Annotated in this window: 17 protein-coding genes; 7 read left to right on the top strand and 10 right to left on the bottom strand. The window is 57.8% G+C overall.

The genetic code is table 11. From position 1 onward, the window contains the following. The first annotated feature begins 151 nt into the window (after positions 1 to 151). Both B2P82_RS03265 and B2P82_RS03260 read left to right on the top strand, forming a co-directional pair. The gene (locus B2P82_RS03265; RefSeq protein ID WP_290495121.1) at positions 152 to 445 is read left to right on the top strand and encodes a hypothetical protein; all 294 of its coding nucleotides are present in this window, start codon (positions 152 to 154) and stop codon (positions 443 to 445) included. A 10-nt stretch (positions 446 to 455) separates the two neighbouring features. After that, a complete protein-coding gene (locus B2P82_RS03260) occupies positions 456 to 1,103 on the top strand; it encodes a MarC family protein (protein WP_034816142.1) in 648 nt (215 codons plus the stop codon). A 3-nt stretch (positions 1,104 to 1,106) separates the two neighbouring features. On the opposite strand, the gene B2P82_RS03255 is transcribed toward B2P82_RS03260, so the two are convergent. Further along, positions 1,107 to 2,384: a hypothetical protein gene (locus B2P82_RS03255; RefSeq protein WP_290495118.1), complete on the bottom strand. Its 1,278-nt coding sequence runs from the start codon at positions 2,382 to 2,384 to the stop codon at positions 1,107 to 1,109. A 281-nt stretch (positions 2,385 to 2,665) separates the two neighbouring features. On the opposite strand from B2P82_RS03255, the gene dksA reads away from it, so the two are divergent. Both dksA and B2P82_RS03245 read left to right on the top strand, forming a co-directional pair. After that, positions 2,666 to 3,082 (top strand): RNA polymerase-binding protein DksA, encoded by a 417-nt coding sequence (dksA, locus tag B2P82_RS03250; RefSeq protein ID WP_034816146.1) that lies wholly within the window; start codon positions 2,666 to 2,668, stop codon positions 3,080 to 3,082. A gap of 242 nt (positions 3,083 to 3,324) precedes the next feature. Then, the gene (locus B2P82_RS03245; protein ID WP_290495116.1) at positions 3,325 to 4,488 is read left to right on the top strand and encodes a FliM/FliN family flagellar motor switch protein; all 1,164 of its coding nucleotides are present in this window, start codon (positions 3,325 to 3,327) and stop codon (positions 4,486 to 4,488) included. A 21-nt stretch (positions 4,489 to 4,509) separates the two neighbouring features. Here the strand turns inward: B2P82_RS03245 and B2P82_RS03240 are convergent, their stop codons facing one another. From B2P82_RS03240 to B2P82_RS03230, 3 genes are all read right to left on the bottom strand, one after another. After that, positions 4,510 to 5,493: a TerC family protein gene (locus B2P82_RS03240; RefSeq protein WP_242517485.1), complete on the bottom strand. Its 984-nt coding sequence runs from the start codon at positions 5,491 to 5,493 to the stop codon at positions 4,510 to 4,512. A gap of 62 nt (positions 5,494 to 5,555) precedes the next feature. Then, complete coding sequence (locus B2P82_RS03235) at positions 5,556 to 6,203, bottom strand: YceI family protein (RefSeq protein ID WP_290495114.1); 648 nt, start codon at positions 6,201 to 6,203, stop codon at positions 5,556 to 5,558. A 2-nt stretch (positions 6,204 to 6,205) separates the two neighbouring features. Next, positions 6,206 to 8,095: a DUF885 domain-containing protein gene (locus B2P82_RS03230; protein WP_290495112.1), complete on the bottom strand. Its 1,890-nt coding sequence runs from the start codon at positions 8,093 to 8,095 to the stop codon at positions 6,206 to 6,208. 197 nt (positions 8,096 to 8,292) lie between these two features. Between B2P82_RS03230 and B2P82_RS03225 the strand changes: the two genes are divergently transcribed. Further along, complete coding sequence (locus tag B2P82_RS03225; protein ID WP_206992407.1) at positions 8,293 to 10,881, top strand: response regulator; 2,589 nt, start codon at positions 8,293 to 8,295, stop codon at positions 10,879 to 10,881. A 3-nt stretch (positions 10,882 to 10,884) separates the two neighbouring features. Here B2P82_RS03225 and B2P82_RS03220 read toward each other — a convergent pair whose 3' ends face one another. Then, the gene (locus B2P82_RS03220; RefSeq protein ID WP_290495110.1) at positions 10,885 to 11,613 is read right to left on the bottom strand and encodes an alpha/beta fold hydrolase; all 729 of its coding nucleotides are present in this window, start codon (positions 11,611 to 11,613) and stop codon (positions 10,885 to 10,887) included. Positions 11,614 to 11,692: 79 nt separating this feature from the next. Here B2P82_RS03220 and B2P82_RS03215 point away from each other — a divergent pair, with 79 nt between their 5' ends. After that, positions 11,693 to 12,310, top strand: a complete 618-nt coding sequence (locus B2P82_RS03215) for a S24 family peptidase (protein ID WP_290495108.1) — start codon at positions 11,693 to 11,695, stop codon at positions 12,308 to 12,310. Positions 12,311 to 12,313: 3 nt separating this feature from the next. Here the strand turns inward: B2P82_RS03215 and B2P82_RS03210 are convergent, their stop codons facing one another. Next, on the bottom strand, positions 12,314 to 14,113 hold the full coding sequence (locus B2P82_RS03210) for a L,D-transpeptidase family protein (protein ID WP_290495106.1): 1,800 nt from the start codon (positions 14,111 to 14,113) through the stop codon (positions 12,314 to 12,316). 285 nt (positions 14,114 to 14,398) lie between these two features. Here B2P82_RS03210 and B2P82_RS03205 point away from each other — a divergent pair, with 285 nt between their 5' ends. Next, the gene (locus B2P82_RS03205) at positions 14,399 to 15,313 is read left to right on the top strand and encodes a D-Ala-D-Ala carboxypeptidase family metallohydrolase (protein ID WP_290495104.1); all 915 of its coding nucleotides are present in this window, start codon (positions 14,399 to 14,401) and stop codon (positions 15,311 to 15,313) included. On the opposite strand, the gene B2P82_RS03200 is transcribed toward B2P82_RS03205, so the two are convergent. From B2P82_RS03200 to B2P82_RS03185, 4 genes are all read right to left on the bottom strand, one after another. Next, positions 15,314 to 15,850 (bottom strand): VOC family protein, encoded by a 537-nt coding sequence (locus B2P82_RS03200; protein WP_290495103.1) that lies wholly within the window; start codon positions 15,848 to 15,850, stop codon positions 15,314 to 15,316. It abuts the gene before it with no gap. Position 15,851: 1 nt separating this feature from the next. Next, complete coding sequence (locus B2P82_RS03195) at positions 15,852 to 16,493, bottom strand: carboxymuconolactone decarboxylase family protein (RefSeq protein WP_290495101.1); 642 nt, start codon at positions 16,491 to 16,493, stop codon at positions 15,852 to 15,854. A 110-nt stretch (positions 16,494 to 16,603) separates the two neighbouring features. Then, positions 16,604 to 17,224: a hypothetical protein gene (locus B2P82_RS03190; RefSeq protein ID WP_290495099.1), complete on the bottom strand. Its 621-nt coding sequence runs from the start codon at positions 17,222 to 17,224 to the stop codon at positions 16,604 to 16,606. A 25-nt stretch (positions 17,225 to 17,249) separates the two neighbouring features. After that, on the bottom strand, positions 17,250 to 18,419 hold the full coding sequence (locus tag B2P82_RS03185; protein ID WP_290495097.1) for a DUF3644 domain-containing protein: 1,170 nt from the start codon (positions 18,417 to 18,419) through the stop codon (positions 17,250 to 17,252). Positions 18,420 to 18,606 lie beyond the last annotated feature (187 nt).

The following is an 18,606-nucleotide window of genomic DNA, read 5'->3' as shown; positions in this document are numbered from 1 at the left end:
GGCTGCTTGCGGCGTGTGATTGCGATGAGGATCGCGATGCAGTCTTGGAAATTTCGGCCGATGTTGCCAGTTCAAGCCTTTACCGCGCGCTGAGCCGTTGCCGCAAACTCATGATGGCTGACGCGCGAGGCGCGGAGTAATGGGGAGTGTGATGCGTATCGATCCCATCCCCGACACCAAGCCGGTCACCCTCGAAGAGGGGATATCGCTGTTGGAAGCCGGGCAGGGCGAAGGCCTTGTTGTGGATCTCGGCAATGGGCGTACCGCCAGTGCTGACGGGCATCGCGGAACCGACGGCCTACTCCAGAGGTTGCGCGGTCACCGTATGATGCTCTCGCTCGCGACTGGCGGCGCAGACCTTTCCCGCTTTGAAGGCCTGAACGACTCAGTGATCGTTGCGCCGCTCGTGCAGGAAATCCTCGACGCAACGGGTCAAAAGGACTAGTTCGGCGCCCATGAGCGCAGACCTTCTCTCCCTATTTACCGCGACCTTTGTCACTTTCTTCGTGTTGATCGATGCATTGGGTGTCGCGCCAGTTTTTGCGACGCTTACGGCAGGCGGCGACGCCGCCTATCGGCGAAGGATGGCGGTGAAATCCATCATCGTGGCCACGATCATCATTTATGGTTTTGCGTTTGGCGGGTCCTGGTTGCTCGGCGCGATGCATATTTCCATTGATGCGTTTCGGGCGGCTGGCGGCATTCTGCTGTTCATGATTGCACTGGACATGGTGTTCGAGAAGCGCACCGAACGCCGCGAACACCGGGCCGAAGAACATCTCGGGACGCACTCCGCCGATCCCGAGCCAGACGACATTTCGGTATTCCCGCTGGGGATTCCCATGGTGGCAGGCCCCGGTTCCATTGCAACCGCCATGTTCTACATGTCGGACAAGTCGGACTGGATCGAGAAGGGGATCGTGTTGTCGGCGATTGGGCTCAACCTCCTGCTGACGCTGGTCATATTTCTGATTGCCGGGCCGCTGGTGCGTCTCATGGGCGCGAGTGTTGCCGGGGCACTCACACGAATCCTGGGCGTTATCCTTGCGGCGCTTTCGGTGCAGCTCCTGATTGATGGCATTCGCGGGGCATTCAGTCTGTAGGGATCAGATGCCGGAGGGCTCCACGCTCTTCTTCGGCAGCCGGACGTTCCGTCGGAAGGTCGCAATCATCACATAAAGCAGGGCGAGACCAGACGCGGTCAGTCCCATTACCTGCAGCATCAGTTGTTGCGTCCATTTGATGCCGGTGTCGGCGATCCGCAGCGCGCCTGGACCATCCTGCTTGACCAAGGCAACCGACCGGTCTCCGCCAGCTTCAGCCAGCAAGCGCGCGCGCCGCAAGTCTGAACTGTCCTTCACATGTTCAATCAGCGTGATGGCCGCCGGTGTGCTGGTCAGCGTGCCGATGCGGTCGATCTGGCTCAGGTCCTTCTCGAGCTGCTGCAGGCCACCTGCGTCGATGGAGTTGAGATAAGCATTCCTTACCCGGTCGACGCGGACACTTGTCGTGGCCAGCTCACCGAGCGCTTCTTCCAGCGCTGGCTGCAATACATCGTCAGGCAAGGCATCATTGAGCCGGCTCTTCATGTAAGCGGTGAATTCGGGTGTCATGCGCCGTGCCCTGCGCGCGGACTTCAGGATCGAGGCGGCTCTTACATTGCCGTCTGATACACCATCAGATCCCTCCGCGCCGATCAGGGCGAGTGCCGTGATTTTCAGCGTAATGGGATCCACCCGGTCACCCTTCAGCCAGCGTTCGGAATTGTTGGCGAGATCAGAGAAGCTGCCCAGCAGCACAAACCGGCGGTCTGACGGTCGCGTATTGCCCGATACGGTCACTTCGAGCTTTTCGCTTGGCACATCGGCATCTTGCGTGTCGGCGGGATCGTCGGAGGCCTCTTCTTCCTCCACGATACTTGTGGAAGAGGGCGTGTTTCTTGGGCCGGCGGATGCCTGTGCCTTTTCGAACTTCAGGCCAATATCAAGAGGTAATTTACGGAGCGCCGCCGCGGCCATCCGGTCATCCGGACGGTCCAGCTTCACACCGCTGGAGTCAGCTTCGAGTTCGCGCACCGATTCCCGATCAAGCATTTGCGGCGCCGCCAGGAGGAAGCCGCGTGCTGCCGCAACATCCATATCCATCAGTTCACGTTCAACGATGTCGTGCCAGAATTTGTACTTGTCGCCGCCATTGCGGGGGGCGATTGACGCAAACGTTTCGTCAATGTTGCGACGGGTCTGATCAATCGATTCAATGGTGGGGGACTCTGAAAAACTCTCGCCAGAGAATGCCATGGCAAGACTTTGCGCAGCAATCACCGGCATGAGGACCAGCAGTGAGTTGAACACTACTGCCTGCATCCAGCCGGACGACTTATCCATAGTTTTCCGGCGTCGGGCCATCTACGCTGAAACCAGTGCATCAGTTGTGTTTTGGACAGGCGTTTATAGAGCGCGTCGTCGTCAGAAAGATCAAGTCCCGGCCTGTAAATTGCACGGGAATAGTCGATTTCAGGTGCCGAGGATCAGGGGCAAACTCATGAAGATTACATGATTTCGCCTCAATTGTCTGAAAACATTGATAAAAATTACACAGCATCAGGAATTGCAGAGAATCGCTAGGCGGTCTATATCCGCCCCCAAACAGAGTAAGGTGATAAGCGATGAGTGTTGACCTTTCGGACGACTATCGCCCCTCGGATGACGAGGAGTTCATGAACGAGCGTCAGCTTGCCTTCTTCCGGCGGCTTCTGGAGAACTGGAAAGCCGATATCCTCGACGGTGCGAAGCAGACGATCAATAATTTGCAGGATGAGTCAGGTTCGCTGCCGGATATCGTCGATCGCGCTTCAGCAGAGAGCGACAAGGCTCTTGAGCTGCGCACCCGTGACCGTCAGCGCAAACTGATCTCCAAGATCGATTCCGCGCTGCGCCGCATTGATGACGGTTCCTACGGATATTGCGAAGTGACCGGCGAGCCAATTGGCCTGCGCCGTCTGGAAGCGCGTCCGACAGCAACGCTCAGCCTCGAAGCGCAGGAGCGCCACGAGCGCAAGGAACGCACGCTGCGCGACGACTGAGCCTGCGCAAACCATTTCCGAATTAAAAAGCGGCGGTGATCCTGATCGGATCACCGCCGTTTTCATTTGCCCATCAACCCAACGCTTCGGCGGTTATGCTTGGAGCCTCATGCGTTGAGGACATAATGGCATCAAGGTCCAAAGGATGTCTTACAGCATGGTAATCAAGGCCTTAACGACGGCATGTGATATTTAACGCGAAGCGGACCTGCATTAACACTGGCGGAGTTTCGAGTGGAATCATGGCTGACAATGACCGCACCAAAGCGGAAATTCCTAACCAGTCGTTAACCGTATCTGACGCAAAACAGACTGGAACACGGAAGTCAGCTCACCGAACCATGACCAATGATCTGCCTCTTGCTGCCGATGACGGCTGGGACATGTCTCCCAGACGGGAAGCCGACATCATGCTCGACATGCCGACGACGTTCGAGCCAATTACTCCGGATCGTCCGATCCCGACATCTCGTGGCGTGCTGAGCGCCGCCGAGATCGAGGCATTGTTGCGTCCCAATCTGGACGACATGCCAGAACCGGAACCCGAGCCTGTCAAAGTTACGGACGTTGATGTTCCGAATTTGCGCAAGCTGGCGCCGGCTGAATCGACCGAAATTACAGAGGATGCGCGCCGTATCGCGTCCCGGCTGACTTTGGCGCTGAGAGATGGCTGCGGTCTGAAGGCGGCGGCGCTTGCCCGCGCCAGCGCGCGTGGCAGTTTTGACCAGGGACTGGCAACAGAATGCTCTGGTCGTGGCTCTGCCATTGCCTGCTATTCTGCGCCCGGTGGTGAAATTGCGGCGATGCTGGTGATCAGCGCGTCGCTCGCAAATGCACTCATTGAGACTGCCTGTGGCGGAAAGCCGACACAGGGGCATCATCGCGCCCTGACGCCGATGGATGCTGCGCTCCTCGAAGGCCTGGTACGCCCCCTGGGAGCGGCGCTGGCATCCTCACTGAAATTCTCTCGCATCGAAACTGATACGGAGTTCGCCTGCGCCCTTGCCGGACCGGGCATGACATCCATTCTCGATCTCGATGTGCGCGTCGATGACATCAAGATGCCGGCGCGCCTGATCCTGGCTGAGGATGACCTGTTTGACCTGTCCAGCGATGTGCCGACGACGCGCTCGCAACAGCGCATCTCCCGCGAGGTCGCTCCGGTTGTTGGGGCAGGGGCGATGACGGCTGTGCTGACCGCTCGCGTGGCAACCCTCAGCGTACCCATGTCACGCCTCGCCAATCTCAAGCCGGGTTCAACCCTGCTGCTGGGCCTGCCAGCCGATCAGCCCGTTGAACTGCTGACCGGTGGCCGCGATGGCGCTGTTGTTGCCGAAGGCGAGATTGGCCGGAAGGGCAATCGGATGGCGGTGCGCATTAATCGGCGGACAGCCCTTCTGCGCTAGGCAGGGGCTGCCCGAAAATTCCTACATATTGGCTTCAGCGCCCGCTTTCGACGCTTCTTCTGTGCCTCCACCCAGAATTTCAGCCTCGCGCTGCGCCCAGAGGCGGCGCTGGTAGCGTACTGAGATGATGTCAGTGACCACCAGTACGAAGATGACGAGGTAGAAGGAAGACTTCGACATGGCTTCGATCGTGTAGTCGAACAGTTTCAAGTGGGCGAGATGTGCGCCCTCGGTGACCAGAAGAACGCCGACGAGAAACAGGATGAACAGGCCCATGACCTCATACATCCGGTTTTTCTTCAGGAAGTCCGCCACCGCGTTTGCCATCAACGCCATAACGATGCCTGACGCGATGATCGCAATTGCCATCAACCAGACCTGGTAGTCCTTGCCCGGCCGGCATGCGACCGCATCTGCTATTGGCTGAGCGATCAGGGCTTCCTTACAATCGGTGACCGTGCCCTTGAACGTGCCAATCGTCTCACCTGCGGAATTCACGATGCGCGCGATTTCCTCATTCGCAATGGCCATGGCCGACAGGATGGAGTCGAACGAGAAGACGAGGTTCATTGCCACGATAAGGCCAATTGCCTGCAACACAGATTTCGACTTGCCGCCCTCGCTGTGTTCGATGTGCTCCACCGTCAACATGTGGGAGATTTCCTTGATCGCCGTGTAGATGATGAAGGCCCCACCGACGAAGGTGATCATGCTCTGGAAGGTGAACTCTCCCTCGATTATTCCTGATAGATGGAAGCCGAACAGAGGCTCGGCCAGAGCATCGAACAGCGCGACGATGACGAAGAGCAGGACGATCCGGAACAGCACTGCGAGGCCGATGCCCCATTGGCGCACCATCGGCGCTTTTGCTTCGCCGACCCGCTTTGATTCGATGGAAATGTAGAGCAAATTGTCGAAGCCGAGCACGGCCTGAAGCAACAATAGCATGAATAACGTAAACAGGCCCGATACGGAGAAGACCTCCGCCAACATTTCACCCAGCATCCCCGAATCTCCTGATATTAGTTCTGATCCTGTTCCCTGATAGGGAGGGTAGACCCGTCAGATCAAGTTACGCCGGGAGTCTTTAACAGTTCCACCTCGATTTCAACGCCCACCATATCTGTGATCAGTCCGCTGAACCGGCTGATGCCGAAAACGGTCCGGTCGATCTCCGTGGTAGCCGAGAATCCGGCCACCTGCGCGTTGCGTAGCCGGTCGAAGCCCGCGCCATTGAAGGTCACGGCCAGAGTGACTGGAGCATTCTTTCCATGCAGGGTCAGGATGCCTTCGACGTCCGCTGTGGTTTCGCTGGTCATCACGATGCGAGTCGATTGGAACCGGGCTTCGGGGAAGTTGGCGGCGTTGAACCAGTCTGCTCCCATAAGCGTTTCGGCAAACTCGTCATTTGCGATGTCGAGCGAACTCATGTCCACCTTGCCTTCGACCTTCGCATCGGCTGGATTGTCAGCGGCGCCGCTCATCTGAACATCAAATCGTTCGAACCGACCAATATAAGTCGAGTAGCCCAGATGATCGATCTTGAAGGTGAGGGCGGCGTGAGCCGGATCCAGCTGCCAGTTGCCGCCCTCCAATTTCACGACGTCCGTGGTGACGTTCGGTTTGAGCACCGGCGCCAGCACAGATGTACACGCAGCCAGCCCCACCAGTGCGACAGAAGCGAAACAGGCGGGACCGAAGCTGCGTGCAGTCATGATCAGTCTTCCTTTTTCTCGGCGACCCAAGCCATGACATTCTCTTCCAGAATGCTCAGGGGCACGGGGCCATCCTTCAGGACAACATCGTGGAATTCGGCGATGTCGAATGACTCACCAAGTTCCCCCTTGGCTTGTTCGCGCAACTCGAGAATTTTGAGCATACCGATTTTGTAGGCCGTTGCCTGTCCCGGCATCACGATGTAGCGCTCAATGGCCTTCTTCGCGTCACCTTCCGGGTTGGGCGTATTGTCAAGCAAATACTGGATCGCCTCTTCGCGGGTCCATTGTTTGTCATGGATGCCTGTATCGACGACCAGGCGTGCTGCGCGCCAGATCTCCATCGCAAGTCGTCCGAAATCGTCATACGGGTCGGAATAGTAGCCCATCTCTTTTGGCAGGAATTCCGAATAGAGGCCCCAACCTTCGGAGAAGGCAGTATAGCCGCCATACTTGCGGAAGCTCGGAATGCCTTCCAGCTCCTGCGCAATGGCGATCTGCATGTGGTGGCCTGGAATGCCTTCATGGAAGGCGAGGGCCTGCAACTGGTAGGTCGGCATATCCTGCATGCGATAGAGGTTGGCATAGTAAGTGCCGGGCCGGCTGCCATCCGGGGCAGGGCGGGAATAGAAGGCCTTGCCGGCGGATTTCTCGCGGAATGGTTCGACCGCTTTGACGATCATGTCAGCCTTGGGGAATGTGTTGAATACGCTGGGCAGGTCGACCTTCATAAGCTCGATTTGGGCGCGAGCTTCGGCCAGATAGGCCTCGCGGCCTTCTTCAGTGTTGGGAAGATAGAATTGCTCATCTGTTCGCATGAACTCGAAGAATTCCTTCAGCGTGCCCTCGAATCCGACCTTCGCCATGATCCCGCGCATTTCCTCATGGATGCGAGCCACCTCGTCAAGGCCGAGCTGGTGGACTTCTGCCGCGCTCTTGTCGGTCGTCGTCATCCGCTTCAGACGCATCGCATAATAGGCGTCGCCCTCGGGCAGCTTCCATGCGCCATCCTCTGTGGTCGCGCTTTTGGCCTGCTCGGTCATGGTCGCGATGAGGTTTTCATAGGCCGGGCCGACCGCTGATGTGAGGGCGGTGGTGGCATCAGCGAGCAGCTTAGCCGCCTGAACATCGTCAATCGTTCCGGCCTCAACAAGTCCGGAGACCTTGCTGCGGAAATCCTTCATCAGTGGGCTGTCTTCGCTGCCATCACTCACATCGGTCGTGAAGGGATAGCCGGTGATTACGCCCTTGGAATCGTTCAGTACGTAGGGGTAAGCGAAGGCGGGTGGTATGATACCGAGGCTGGCGGAATATTCCGCATTTTCAATGTTTTGCGCCAGGTAAGTTTCCACGCCTTCGAGGCGGGCCACATAGGCCTCCGCATCGGACAGGCTGGTCACGCCATGCTGGTTGACCAAGAAGGCCGGAATGCCGGACTGGACGCCGCGCATCTGGTCGAAAACATAATCATAGTGGCGATACGGAAATCCGGCTTCTGCTTCGGCCAGCTCATATTCGGCGAGCCGCCAGGACAGTTTGGCCTGATCATTCAGTAGGTCAAAATCAAAGAGTGTTTTCATCTCAGCGATATTGGCGCGCTGGATTTCCATATCTTCGATAGCCTTGGCGTCGGAGACGTCATTCCATTTGTCATAGTCGGTCTTCACACCGAGATAGGTCTGGTACATCGGGTTGCGGTCCAGAGTTTCCTGGAACTTGTCCTCGAACCATTCATTCAGCCGGGCGCTTTCGGCCGCGACCAGTTCGCTCCGGTCGGCTTGGGTTGGCGAAGGCGGCATTTCAGCGACAGGAGGCGGCAGCGTTGTGTCATCCGCGCTTTGGCAGGCGCCGAGCAGCAGGAGCGCTGCGATTGCTGTTGAAGTTCGTCTCATGAAAAGCTCCGATTTCACTGTGATTTCTGTAATTTTCAACGTTTGTCTTAACGCCTTTTTCGCTTTCATTAACCTTTGTCGTGCCACATTTGGTACACTAGGATTCCGTATGACTGAGTCGGCAGTGATGCCGAACGGAAAAGGCGTAGAGTGCTGGCCTGACCTTGGCGGCTGGCAACAGGAGTGTAAAGCGACCAATGGATTTTCAAATGCAGGCGAAGGCCGCTCCCGCTGACGATCAGGATACCACCGCTGAAACAAGCGAAGTGACTGAGCGCGGACGCGTGGATTTCATGCAGCTTTCGTTCTGGGTCTGCCTGCTCGTTTCGATTGCTGCGGCCAGTGTTGCGCTTGCCTGGCCAAATGCTTCGGGCGCGCCTGGCCCGATCCTGCTGATTGCGATGGCCTCTGGTGGACTGGTATTCTTGCTGTGGAGCGTACGCGGCGCTGGCCGGATGCTGGGCTTGTTCCCGGAGCGCGGCTCGATTGCGCGCGCCGCTCAAGCGGCGACGCCGCGCTTTGGCTGGATCGAGGCGCTGGATGAATCGGTCCTGATTGCCGATCAGGGGGGTGCACCTGTTGCGGCCAATACATCTTATCGCGAGCTGACAAGCCTCGCGCTGATCGGCTCCCAAGCCGAAGGCGCTCCGGTGACCGTGGATCGCCTGTTCGGTGCCAATCCAGGTCTGGCTGCACCGGTTTACCGCCTGTCCAAGGGGGCGAAGGCTGGTCATGCGCGCCGCGAAATCCTGCCGCCGATCACGATTGGCCCGGAGCGTGTGCCCGCCCAGTTCGAAATCACTGTGTCGCCGCTACCGCGTGACAAAGTGCTCTGGCGCATTCGTCCGATCGCCGGCGAGCGCGAAGCGACCGGCGCGGCCGACTTGAAATCGCTTTATGTCGAAGACGCGCCGATGGGCTTCTTCGCTGCGCGCCCGGATGGCACGATCACTTATGCCAATGGCTGGCTGCGCGATATGCTGGGTCTGCCGGAAACGGCCAAGAATATTCGTATCGACGACATCATGCGCCCTGAGTTCGTGAAGATGCTCTCGCGCGACCGCAAATCCGGCGTGCCGGGCCGGGTCGACATCCAGCTGCGCGGTCGTGACGGTGTTGAGCGCCCGGTTCAGGCGATTACGACCTGGTCGGGCAAGGGCGCGGACGCGACAGGACGCACGATCATTCTGGCTAGCCAGCAAGTCATGAACACCGGCGAGGAAGGCTTCCGCATTTCGACCGCGTCACGCCCACCGCGTCCGGATGGTGATCCGATGTTTGATGATGCGCCCTTTGGAGCGGTGCGCCTCGAGGGCGGCAGCGTAGACAGCGCAATCATCATGGATGCCAACCGTTCGCTGATGGACCTGACCGAGGGCAAAGCCGCGCCGGGCGGCAAGTTCTCTGAATTGTTTGCCCCGGAAGAAGGCGAAGATGCACTCAAGAGCCTGCTCATTGATGCCATCGACAAGCCAGTGAACCTGAAACTGGTTGGAGAAGAGCCCAAGCACGTAAACGTCTTCGTGGCGCTTGACGGCGCAGGCCGTCCCTCGGTGGCCTATGTCATGGACATCACCGAACAGCGCCAGCTGGAAATGCGTCTGGCGCACGGTGAGAAGATGCAGGCCATCGGACAACTGGCCGGCGGCGTCGCGCATGATTTCAACAACGTGCTGCAAGGCATCATCCTGAACAATGAACAGCTGATGGTTCACCACCCTCTGGGAGATCCATCCTATTCCAATCTGAAATCGATCCACGAATTCTCGATCCGTGCGAAAGACCTTGTGAAGATGCTGCTCGCCTATGCGCGCCAGCAGACCTTCAAGCGCGAAGTGTTTGCGGTGACGGACTTCATGTCAGAATTCTCGATCCTCCTGCGCCAGTTGCTGGATGAGCGGATCGAGCTGGACGTCAAGCATGGCCGCGATGTGCCTTACATCAAGGCCGACAAAAACCAGCTTGAGAACGCACTGTTCAACCTTGCCACCAATGCGCGCGACGCGATGCTCAGCCACAAGAATGGTGGCAAGCTGACAATCCGCACGGCGCGCGCCACCGGCAAGGAAGCCCAGGACAAGGGCTTCGCCTTTGTGAGCGATGGCGACTATATGCTGATCGAAGTGGAAGATAGCGGTCACGGCATGCCGAAAGACGTCATGGACAAGATCTTCCAGCCCTTCTTCACGACGAAGGAAGCTGGCGTCGGCACAGGTCTCGGGCTTGCGACGGTCTACGGCATCATCAAGCAGTCGGGCGGCTATATCTGCACCACTTCCAGCGTAGGCAAGGGCACAACGTTCCACATCTATCTTCCCGCGCTCAAGGCAGAGGAAATACCTGAGCCGGTGGACATGGCGCAGGCCGAGAAAATTGCCAGCCAGCCGGTGGATATTTCCGGTCGCGGTCGCATCCTGTTGATCGAGGATGAGGACGGCGTGCGCGGCATTGCCGCCTCCTTGCTACGGTCGAGCGGCTATGAAGTCGAAGAGGCCTGCGATGGCGAAGAAGCGATGGAAATTCTCGAGGACAATCCGGAAAGTTTTGATCTTGTCATTTCCGATGTGGTGATGCCGGGCAAGGATGGTCCGACGCTGATCCGCGAAGCCAAGGATCTGCTGGGTCACGCCCGCGTGATCTTCATCTCCGGCTATGCCGAGCGCGACATTGCCAAACAGCTGGACGACGACCGCGCGGTCTCGTTCCTACCGAAGCCGTTCACCGTCCGTCAGCTGGCCGAGCGCGTGAAACAAGAACTCGGCAGCCCGAAGAAGGAAGCTGCCTGAAACTCAGGCCCAGTGTGATTGGAGCAGGGCAGCGAACTCGGTTGCCCGCTCCGCACAGGCCCAATGTCCGGCGCCACGCTCGACATGCAGCGGCACGTTCCAGCGTTTGGAAAATCGTTCGCCCACAGAGAGGTCGACATAAGGGTCCGTCTCGCCCCAGAATAACTGGCCGCGCTCCGGAAGATTTTCGAGACCCTTCACCCATTCATCCGAAAAGCGCAGGCCGGCCGCTGACCGGTAGAGGCGAAGAATGCTCTGCCGCATCGTCTTGTCGATGAGCGGAACTTCCTGCTCGGCCAGGTTGCGCGGCATGCCGCCGGAAACCAGTGCAGGAAGGAGCCGTTTCTTGTTGCGCATGCCCAGCATGACAAGCTCACCCAACACAGGCGTTGCCCAGCGCCTTGCCAACGAGTGGCCGCGATAGTCGGGGTCGATCACCGCATTGGTGACGCACCAACTGCGTACAAGATCCGGCCTGAGGGACACGGCGCGCAGGGTCAGCAGTGCGCCCCAGTCATGGCCGACAATATCGACGTTGCCACCGGCCGCTTCCATCTGGTCGACCAGCCAGTTCGCATAGGCGTCCTTGGTTGCGCTGAACCCGTCCGGACGCGGGCAGCCAAAGCCGGGTAGGGCGGGGGCGCGATAGTCATCGGCGCCGAGACCGAGCGCCGCAATCAGTGGCTCCCACAGATGCGGCGTATCCGGAACGCCATGTATGAATAGTTTCATAGCAGTTTTCTCACCCTCACTTGACAATAGGTGAATATTCCTATTTAGCGGCGAGTGCAACCTTTGGGAAAATTATCCCATGAAACATCGAGATATCTGGCGGGGGCTTGATGCCCTTGCTGCGTATCATGGGCTGACGCCGTCTGGACTGGCACGCCGGGCCGGGCTGGATCCGACGGCCTTCAATCCTTCCAAGCGGGAAGGGGCTGATGGACGTCCGCGCTGGCCGTCCACGGAAAGCCTTGCGCGCGTCCTGGAATCTGTTGGCAGTCGGTTTGAGGATTTTGCCGCCTTGGTCGATGGTCGGCGCGGAGCGATTGCCCCCCTGATAGGCTTTGCGCAAGCCGGGCAGGACGGCTTCTTCGATGATTCCGGGTTTCCGGTTGGCGGGGGCTGGGAGGAGGTTCGGTTTCCGGGGCTGGAAACGGAGTCGGTTTACGCATTGGAGATCAGCGGAGATTCCATGGAGCCGGCCTATCGGGCCGGGGACCGGATTATCGTGTCGCCGGGTTCCGAAGTGAAACCGGGCGATCGGGTGGTGGCAAAAACTGTTGGTGGCGAAGTGATGGCCAAGGTCCTGGCGCGCAAGAATACGCGCACAGTTGAACTGGCCTCGTTGAACCCGGCCTATCCCGTGCGCAGTTTCAAACCGTCAGAGATTGCCTGGCTCGCCCGTATTCTCTGGGCGAGCCAGTAAGCCTTATCCCTTGCGTTGGTCGGATGTCGCTTGAGCCAGTTCCTCATCCTGGGCGGGCTGGTAGAGTGGGGCATATTTGTCGACCATCTCGATGCCGTCTTCTTCGTGATAGACGTCACGCCAAAAATTCGGCTTCCCGTCTTCGTCCACTGTGACGGTCATGTAGGTGATGTGAATCTGGGTTTCGGACTTGAACTCGATTCGTTCCGGATTTGACCCTTCGAGCGCCTCCGATACATCCCTGGATGTGATTTCCGGGTCATGCGCCGCAATCCATTTCGCCATGTCTTCAGGCCTTTCCAGACGGACGCAGCCTGAGCTGAACGTGCGCTGCGCGCGGTCAAACAGGCTCACGCCGGGCGTGCCATGGAGGTAGACAGAATACTGATTGGGAAAGATGATCTTCAGATCGCCGAGGGCATTACTGGCGCCGGGGCCTTGGACCAGTTGGTAGTTGTCGGCGGCGGCTGGCTCGGTCCAGTCCACCGAGGCGGCGGAGACGGACTGGCCGGTGGCTCGGTCAATCACCCTGAAATTCTTGCGGGCCGCATAGGACGGGTCCTTGGCCAGCTTTGGCAGCTTGTCGCGGCGCACGATGCTGACCGGGGCATACCAGCGCGGATTTGCGACTGCGTATTCCACCTGGTCGGAAAAGACCGGGGTTTCGCGGCTTGGCATGCCGACGATTGTCTTCATCGCGATTTCGCGACGGTTGTTGCGCCAGCCTTCGGCGGTGAAGGAGGGAATATTGGCCCAGATATACTGGTCACCCAGATCATCATAATGACGCCAGCGATTCATCGTGTCGGCGATCCGGTCGATTTTCGAATCGACACTCTCATTCAGGGCGGCAATCGTATTGCCACCTACAACACCGTCATCCTCAAGGCCGTGATGGCGCTGGAAATCCTTCAGGGCGTTCTGAAGACGCTCATCAAACACGATCTCCGTAGCGGATGTGCCGTCATCATTTTTCGAAGCCATGCTGATGGCGGACAGCAAATCGCCTGCCCATGTCTCGGGCGTGTAATAGCCTTCCGCTTCCAGGCGGTCGCGCAGGGCCGGAATACGTGGGTCTTCGTCGTCCAGTTCAATCGCTTCCCCATCCGGGATGGCGAGCCAGCCGCCCTCCGACCGGATTTCGCGATACTGTTTCAGCTGTTTCTTGAGACGATTATATTGGGGGTGCACAGGTTCGAGCTCGGAAAGGATGTCGTCGGCATCACCCCGCGCCGCCTTGATCAGGCTTTTCTGCACAGTGGATTTCGAGGGCGCGTCGGTCTTCGATTTTGCCGCTTCGCCATTATCGGACAATCCTCCGCTTACGGCAGAGGCCGTGCGGATCCAGGCTGCGGTCAGTTGCAGATCGGCTGTGGCGCGAATCTCGTCGCTGTCGCCTTTCAGGCGCTTGGCTGCGATCTTTTTGAGATTGGCTTTCGAGACGTCGGATGGGACGAGGCCGTATGAGAAGAGATCACTGCGCGCGCGCTTCAGCGAGCGGATTCCTTTCTCGGTCCAGATCGGCTTGAAGACATTCTGAGCATAGGCGGCGCGCACTGTGGTCAGGACACCAGCTTCGGTCTCACTGCCCAGTTCGTGCTCCAGCCAGTCATTCAGGATCAGGGTCTGCATGGCAGAGGCTTTTTCCGCTTCAAGTTCGCCGCCCATGACCTCTTTCTCGCTCAGATCGGCCAGCTGCACAGTATCGGCGGGTGCGGCATGCTGGGCGCTGGCGGGAACGGCGGTCAGCAGGCCAGCGGTCGCGAGGAGGGTTGATGCAAGAAGTCGGCGATGCGTACGCATAAATAATCTCCAAAATACTCTTGTTAGAGAAGAGCGCGGCCGCCGCATCAGGCTGGCCTGGCCGGTCGGGAAGACTGGCGGAACTCTTCGCGGTGTTGCTGGATAAACCGATCGCGCCCGTTCCGGTTCCGAATTACGGCTCTGAAAAACATCAGAAAAAGTATGGCACTATTTGCCCTCTGATGCGTTTGAGGAGGCATGCGTAATGGTTAAAGTGATGCGTGCCAGCTCAGACCAGACAAGAGGACCAGACCCATATTTTCCGCGTTCATGAAATTCATCTTCATGCCCTGGATCATCGCATCGGCGGAGCTGCACCCGGTCCAGCCGGTCGACAAGACTGAGACCGTCAAGACAGGTGCTGGCGTCGAGATTACCGTAAACGGAACACGCTCTGCGCTGCCGCTGATCTCTGTTTCCGCCATGCCGAGTGAGAAGGTCAGGCTGGCCATTCCCGAAGATGCCCGTATTGAGATTTCTGATGGAAAATTGAGCCGTGACGCGGCGGAGATTGCCTGGACCGCTCCGGAGGCGCCGGGGCTGGCCGACATGAAGATCTCCCATCGCGGCGCTGAAACCCGTCTGAACCTGCTGGTGCTGACGCCGTTCGAGAATGGCGTGGATGACAGCCTGAATGGCTATCGCATCGGGATGTATGCCCGGCCGTTGCGGGATCTTCCGTCCTATGCCGTGCCCAAGGGCTTTATCGATTTGACGGCGATGTCGGAGGATTTGCATGTCTCGCCCAATTTCCAGCTCGGCCAGTTCCGCTGCAAGCAGCAGCCGGGACATGAGCCGACCTATCTGCTGATGCAGCCGGAAATGCTGGTGAAGCTCGAAACCCTTCTTGCCGCTGCCAATGAGAAGGGCTGGGAAGCGGATACTTTCTTCGTGATGAGCGGCTATCGTACGCCATTCTATAATGCGGCCATTGGCAATACGACAACTTCATCGCGCCATTTGTATGGTGATGCCGCCGATATCTATATTGATCAGGACCGGGACGGGCAGATGGATGATCTCGACGGCAATGGCCGGATCGACAAGGAAGATGCCCGCGCACTGGTCAAGCTGATTGACGAACTTGCCGCCGAGCAGCCCGAAGGTTGGGTCGTGGGCGGCGCATCGGCCTATGGATCGAATGCGGCGCATGGGCCGTTCGTGCATGTCGATACGAGAGGCTATTCGGCGCGCTGGTAGTTAGTTGACGGTTTTCTCGGCATTCCACATTTGCATGAAGGCCGGCGGCGGAGAGGGCTTGAACTCGGTTTCCCACAAGGCGTCCAGCGCACGTTGACGGTCGGCCTCGGTGAAGGTGCCGGAGGTCAGGCAGAATTCCACTGCATTGTCGTTCGGGTCCTTCGTATAGATCGAGTGACACCAATTATGGTCAATCTCGAAGACGTCCAATCCGGCGGCGAGCCATTTCTGTTTCCAGCTTTCCAGTTCTTCCTTCGTATCCACCGAAAAGGAATAATGATTTGTGCCCGGCGGGAGTTTGGCGGCGGCGTTGATATCGTAGACATAATCGTCCCTACCATCGGTCTCGTGCAATTCCCAGAAGGCGATGAAGTGGCTGTCATTGCCATCCATGCGGTAGAAGAAATGCTTGCCCCAGCCACCGCCCATGATCGGGGCGACTTCCACCTTGACCAGTTCAAAGCCCATGATGCCTTCATAAAAGGCGTGCGTCGCTTTCATGTCTTTCGCAGCGAGCGCGAGGTGATGGTAGGCCATGTCAGTTTCCTCCTCTGTCGACCATCGACATTACATCCGTATCCGATCCATCCGGCGCGGCGATCTCGACCACGCGGTCATCGACATCATCATATTCCAGTTTCAGCGCACGGCTCATGATGGCGTGCATCATATAGGTGCAGGTGATGTAGGTGAATTCGAGGATTTCCTCGTCTGACAATTCCGCTTTCAGGGCCTCGAAGACGCCATCGGGCACGCGGCCGCGTTGCAGGACCAGGCCGTCGGTATAGGCGAGCACGGCGCGCTCCACCGGGCTGAAACAGTCTGCGACCTGCCAATGGGGGATGGCGGCGATCTGGTCTTCGGTCAGGCCGACATCGCGGCAGGCCTTGCAATGCTGTGAGAAGACGAATTGCGAGCCGACGGCAAAGCCGGCGCGGATCTGGCCCAGCTCGCGCAGCTTCGGATCAAGCTTGCGGTTCTTTGAGCGGTAGAACTGGAAGCCTTCGGTCGTGTGCTTGAAGGCATCCGGCACAATGTTGAAAACCGTCCACCAGTTTCCGGGCGTGCCGGTTGCGGTGCCGGGCTCGGCAATCGGGTCGCGGTCGGCAAACAACAGATCGAAAATCTGGTTGGCAAACGGATTGCCGGCTTCGCGGCCCGCCTGTTTCAGTCGTGGCATACGCGTATCCTCCCGGTCGGGAGTGTACCACCGCGCGGAAAGAAAGACAGGCATGACAAGGGGCCGTCACGCGAGGGAAACGGGCGGAAAGGAATGGTTTTTCGGGGGAGTCAGCCCGAGCTTTCCCACGTTTCCAGGCCCACGCTGATCTGCGCGGGCAGCAGCGTGGCCAGCGCGCCAAGCTCTGGCGAGAGGCGAAAGGCGGGGATTGCTGCGCCGACCATTGGCTTGGGCTCGCCGTTTGTCTGCAGGCGTTTGAGGGTGCGGGCGAGGCGGGTTGCGTGGGCTTCGGGCGCGGCAATCACGCGCCGGAGCGCGGCGATGCGGGCCATCAGCTTGTGTGGGGAAACGGGTCCATAACTGGTACCGGAAATGTCCGGAAAGCCGCCGGGGCCTTCAAAGGCCTGGCGCGCGGGCAGCAGTGTCAGCCGTCTGGGCGAAAGGCGGGGGAAAATGGCCAGCTCGACGCCTTCGGGCAGGTCCGGCTCTGGTGCGGGTTTGGCAGGAGCCGGGCGCGGCTGCGTGGGAGCCAGCTGCAGGCCGAGCGCCATCAGGAGGATCAGCCGACGAACGATTGTCTCAAGAATGCGGAGCCGGCCGGAGACGCGCTGTGCCAGGCCGCGCCCGATCCGCTTCGGCCCCAGATGCAGGTTCGCCAGCGCCGACGCATCCATCACGGCAAGGGCAGCGTGTTCCAACCCGCGTTTGAGAATGTCGGTCTGCGCATCCATGCGGGAAGTATGGGGGAAGGGGCTATCAGACGGATTGTGGGTTGGATTTTTCGCTAACTAGCAAATCCACCCATGCATCTGAATAAGTATAGTCGTGGTGTGCTTGGTGATACATGCAATAGTCTAGGTTGGTATTCGCCGGGTTTTTCGCTTTCGCATGGGGCCGGACTTTGTGCTTCTTCCAAGCAAGCGTGTGGTCACTCATGTTGAACTTCGAGCCAAGAGATTGCGAGACAAGGGTGCAAACAGTTCCAGGTTTGTGGGGATACAGCTCATCCGAAGCTTTGTATTTTACCAGAACATTCTGAATCGCCTTGCCTTCCGAACTCTCAGGCCGAACAAAGTGCATGTGTGCTTTCGACTTCGAGGAAGCTGTGAGTGTATAAACAACACTGAATTGATAGTCTAAATCTCTAAGTTGATCCTCTGTCATGCCTTTAGAAAGGCTAGCATCAATGGCTTTCATTTCAGATGGAATATCAAACGGGTTTAGCTCGCTTAATTGCGCAATATCCATTTTAGCGAATTGTATAGCCAGACCAAGCTCTTCTGAGAGAGATAAGTTCGCGCCAAAATTCTCAGTCAGCACACGGTCAAAATTCAAGCAGCAGGCTTGAAATAAACTTTGCCATTGAACATCCGATTTTCCAAGCAACAAATGCTCAACTTCATCGCGTATTACCTTGAGGGACCTCAGGTTGTTCTTCATTCCATCGGTTAGCGGAACGTCATGTCTCTCAACCATTTGGCTTAGTAATAGCGATCGCCCATCTTTTCCGACAATTTTAGTGCCGCGCCTTTCGTAGAACTCATGGAGCAAATACGTCCAAGCAATATTTGCGATAACTGCGAAGACCTCGGTCTTGAATTTTAAACCCGCACTATTGAAAATTTGAACTGCTAAAATCATCGATTCACGCGCACGTATCAGCCGCTCGTCATCGTATAGATTCAGGCCCGTCTTTGGATCAAATGAGTGCTTCTTCGCTATGAAGAAATCTACTTCTTCATTGGTTGCCACTCGTTGCTTGGTATTTTGTTTCACCTCTGTGACGCGCGCACTATTTACAGTGGCATTTCTTCCGCGATTTACTAATGCCTGAATATCTTGATTGCGCCATCCGCGCGCAAGCAGTGACTTAACTACGCGGCGCTCTTGTGCAGTTAGCGCACCATCTCGCGATCTCTTCGTCATTGAAAAAGCTAATCATAAATCGCTTAACAATCGCATTCCACTTGATGTTGAATTTTTGTTCCCAGTCAAAGTTTGAGTATAAGTTTCTGTTTGCTGTATTATCCCCACGAAAAGCTGTTTAGCTGTAATGCGGGTATCGCTTTGCTCAACCCGCCCTACAGATTGCGCCGCTGCCACCTCCCGCATT

The sequence above is a fragment of the Hyphomonas sp. UBA4494 genome (genome assembly GCF_002388935.1).
GTDB lineage: Bacteria > Pseudomonadota > Alphaproteobacteria > Caulobacterales > Hyphomonadaceae > Hyphomonas.
This window is presented reverse-complemented; position numbering and strand designations above follow the sequence as displayed.

Coding starts and splice junctions, on each gene's coding strand:
- B2P82_RS03265 (WP_290495121.1), top strand. CDS start 152: ATGCGTATCGATCCCATCCCCGACACCAAGCCGGTCACCCTCGAAGAG.
- B2P82_RS03260 (WP_034816142.1), top strand. CDS start 456: ATGAGCGCAGACCTTCTCTCCCTATTTACCGCGACCTTTGTCACTTTC.
- B2P82_RS03255 (WP_290495118.1), bottom strand. CDS start 2,384: ATGGATAAGTCGTCCGGCTGGATGCAGGCAGTAGTGTTCAACTCACTG.
- dksA (WP_034816146.1), top strand. CDS start 2,666: ATGAGTGTTGACCTTTCGGACGACTATCGCCCCTCGGATGACGAGGAG.
- B2P82_RS03245 (WP_290495116.1), top strand. CDS start 3,325: ATGGCTGACAATGACCGCACCAAAGCGGAAATTCCTAACCAGTCGTTA.
- B2P82_RS03240 (WP_242517485.1), bottom strand. CDS start 5,493: ATGCTGGGTGAAATGTTGGCGGAGGTCTTCTCCGTATCGGGCCTGTTT.
- B2P82_RS03235 (WP_290495114.1), bottom strand. CDS start 6,203: ATGACTGCACGCAGCTTCGGTCCCGCCTGTTTCGCTTCTGTCGCACTG.
- B2P82_RS03230 (WP_290495112.1), bottom strand. CDS start 8,095: ATGAGACGAACTTCAACAGCAATCGCAGCGCTCCTGCTGCTCGGCGCC.
- B2P82_RS03225 (WP_206992407.1), top strand. CDS start 8,293: ATGGATTTTCAAATGCAGGCGAAGGCCGCTCCCGCTGACGATCAGGAT.
- B2P82_RS03220 (WP_290495110.1), bottom strand. CDS start 11,613: ATGAAACTATTCATACATGGCGTTCCGGATACGCCGCATCTGTGGGAG.
- B2P82_RS03215 (WP_290495108.1), top strand. CDS start 11,693: ATGAAACATCGAGATATCTGGCGGGGGCTTGATGCCCTTGCTGCGTAT.
- B2P82_RS03210 (WP_290495106.1), bottom strand. CDS start 14,113: ATGCGTACGCATCGCCGACTTCTTGCATCAACCCTCCTCGCGACCGCT.
- B2P82_RS03205 (WP_290495104.1), top strand. CDS start 14,399: ATGCCCTGGATCATCGCATCGGCGGAGCTGCACCCGGTCCAGCCGGTC.
- B2P82_RS03200 (WP_290495103.1), bottom strand. CDS start 15,850: ATGGCCTACCATCACCTCGCGCTCGCTGCGAAAGACATGAAAGCGACG.
- B2P82_RS03195 (WP_290495101.1), bottom strand. CDS start 16,493: ATGCCACGACTGAAACAGGCGGGCCGCGAAGCCGGCAATCCGTTTGCC.
- B2P82_RS03190 (WP_290495099.1), bottom strand. CDS start 17,224: ATGGATGCGCAGACCGACATTCTCAAACGCGGGTTGGAACACGCTGCC.
- B2P82_RS03185 (WP_290495097.1), bottom strand. CDS start 18,419: ATGACGAAGAGATCGCGAGATGGTGCGCTAACTGCACAAGAGCGCCGC.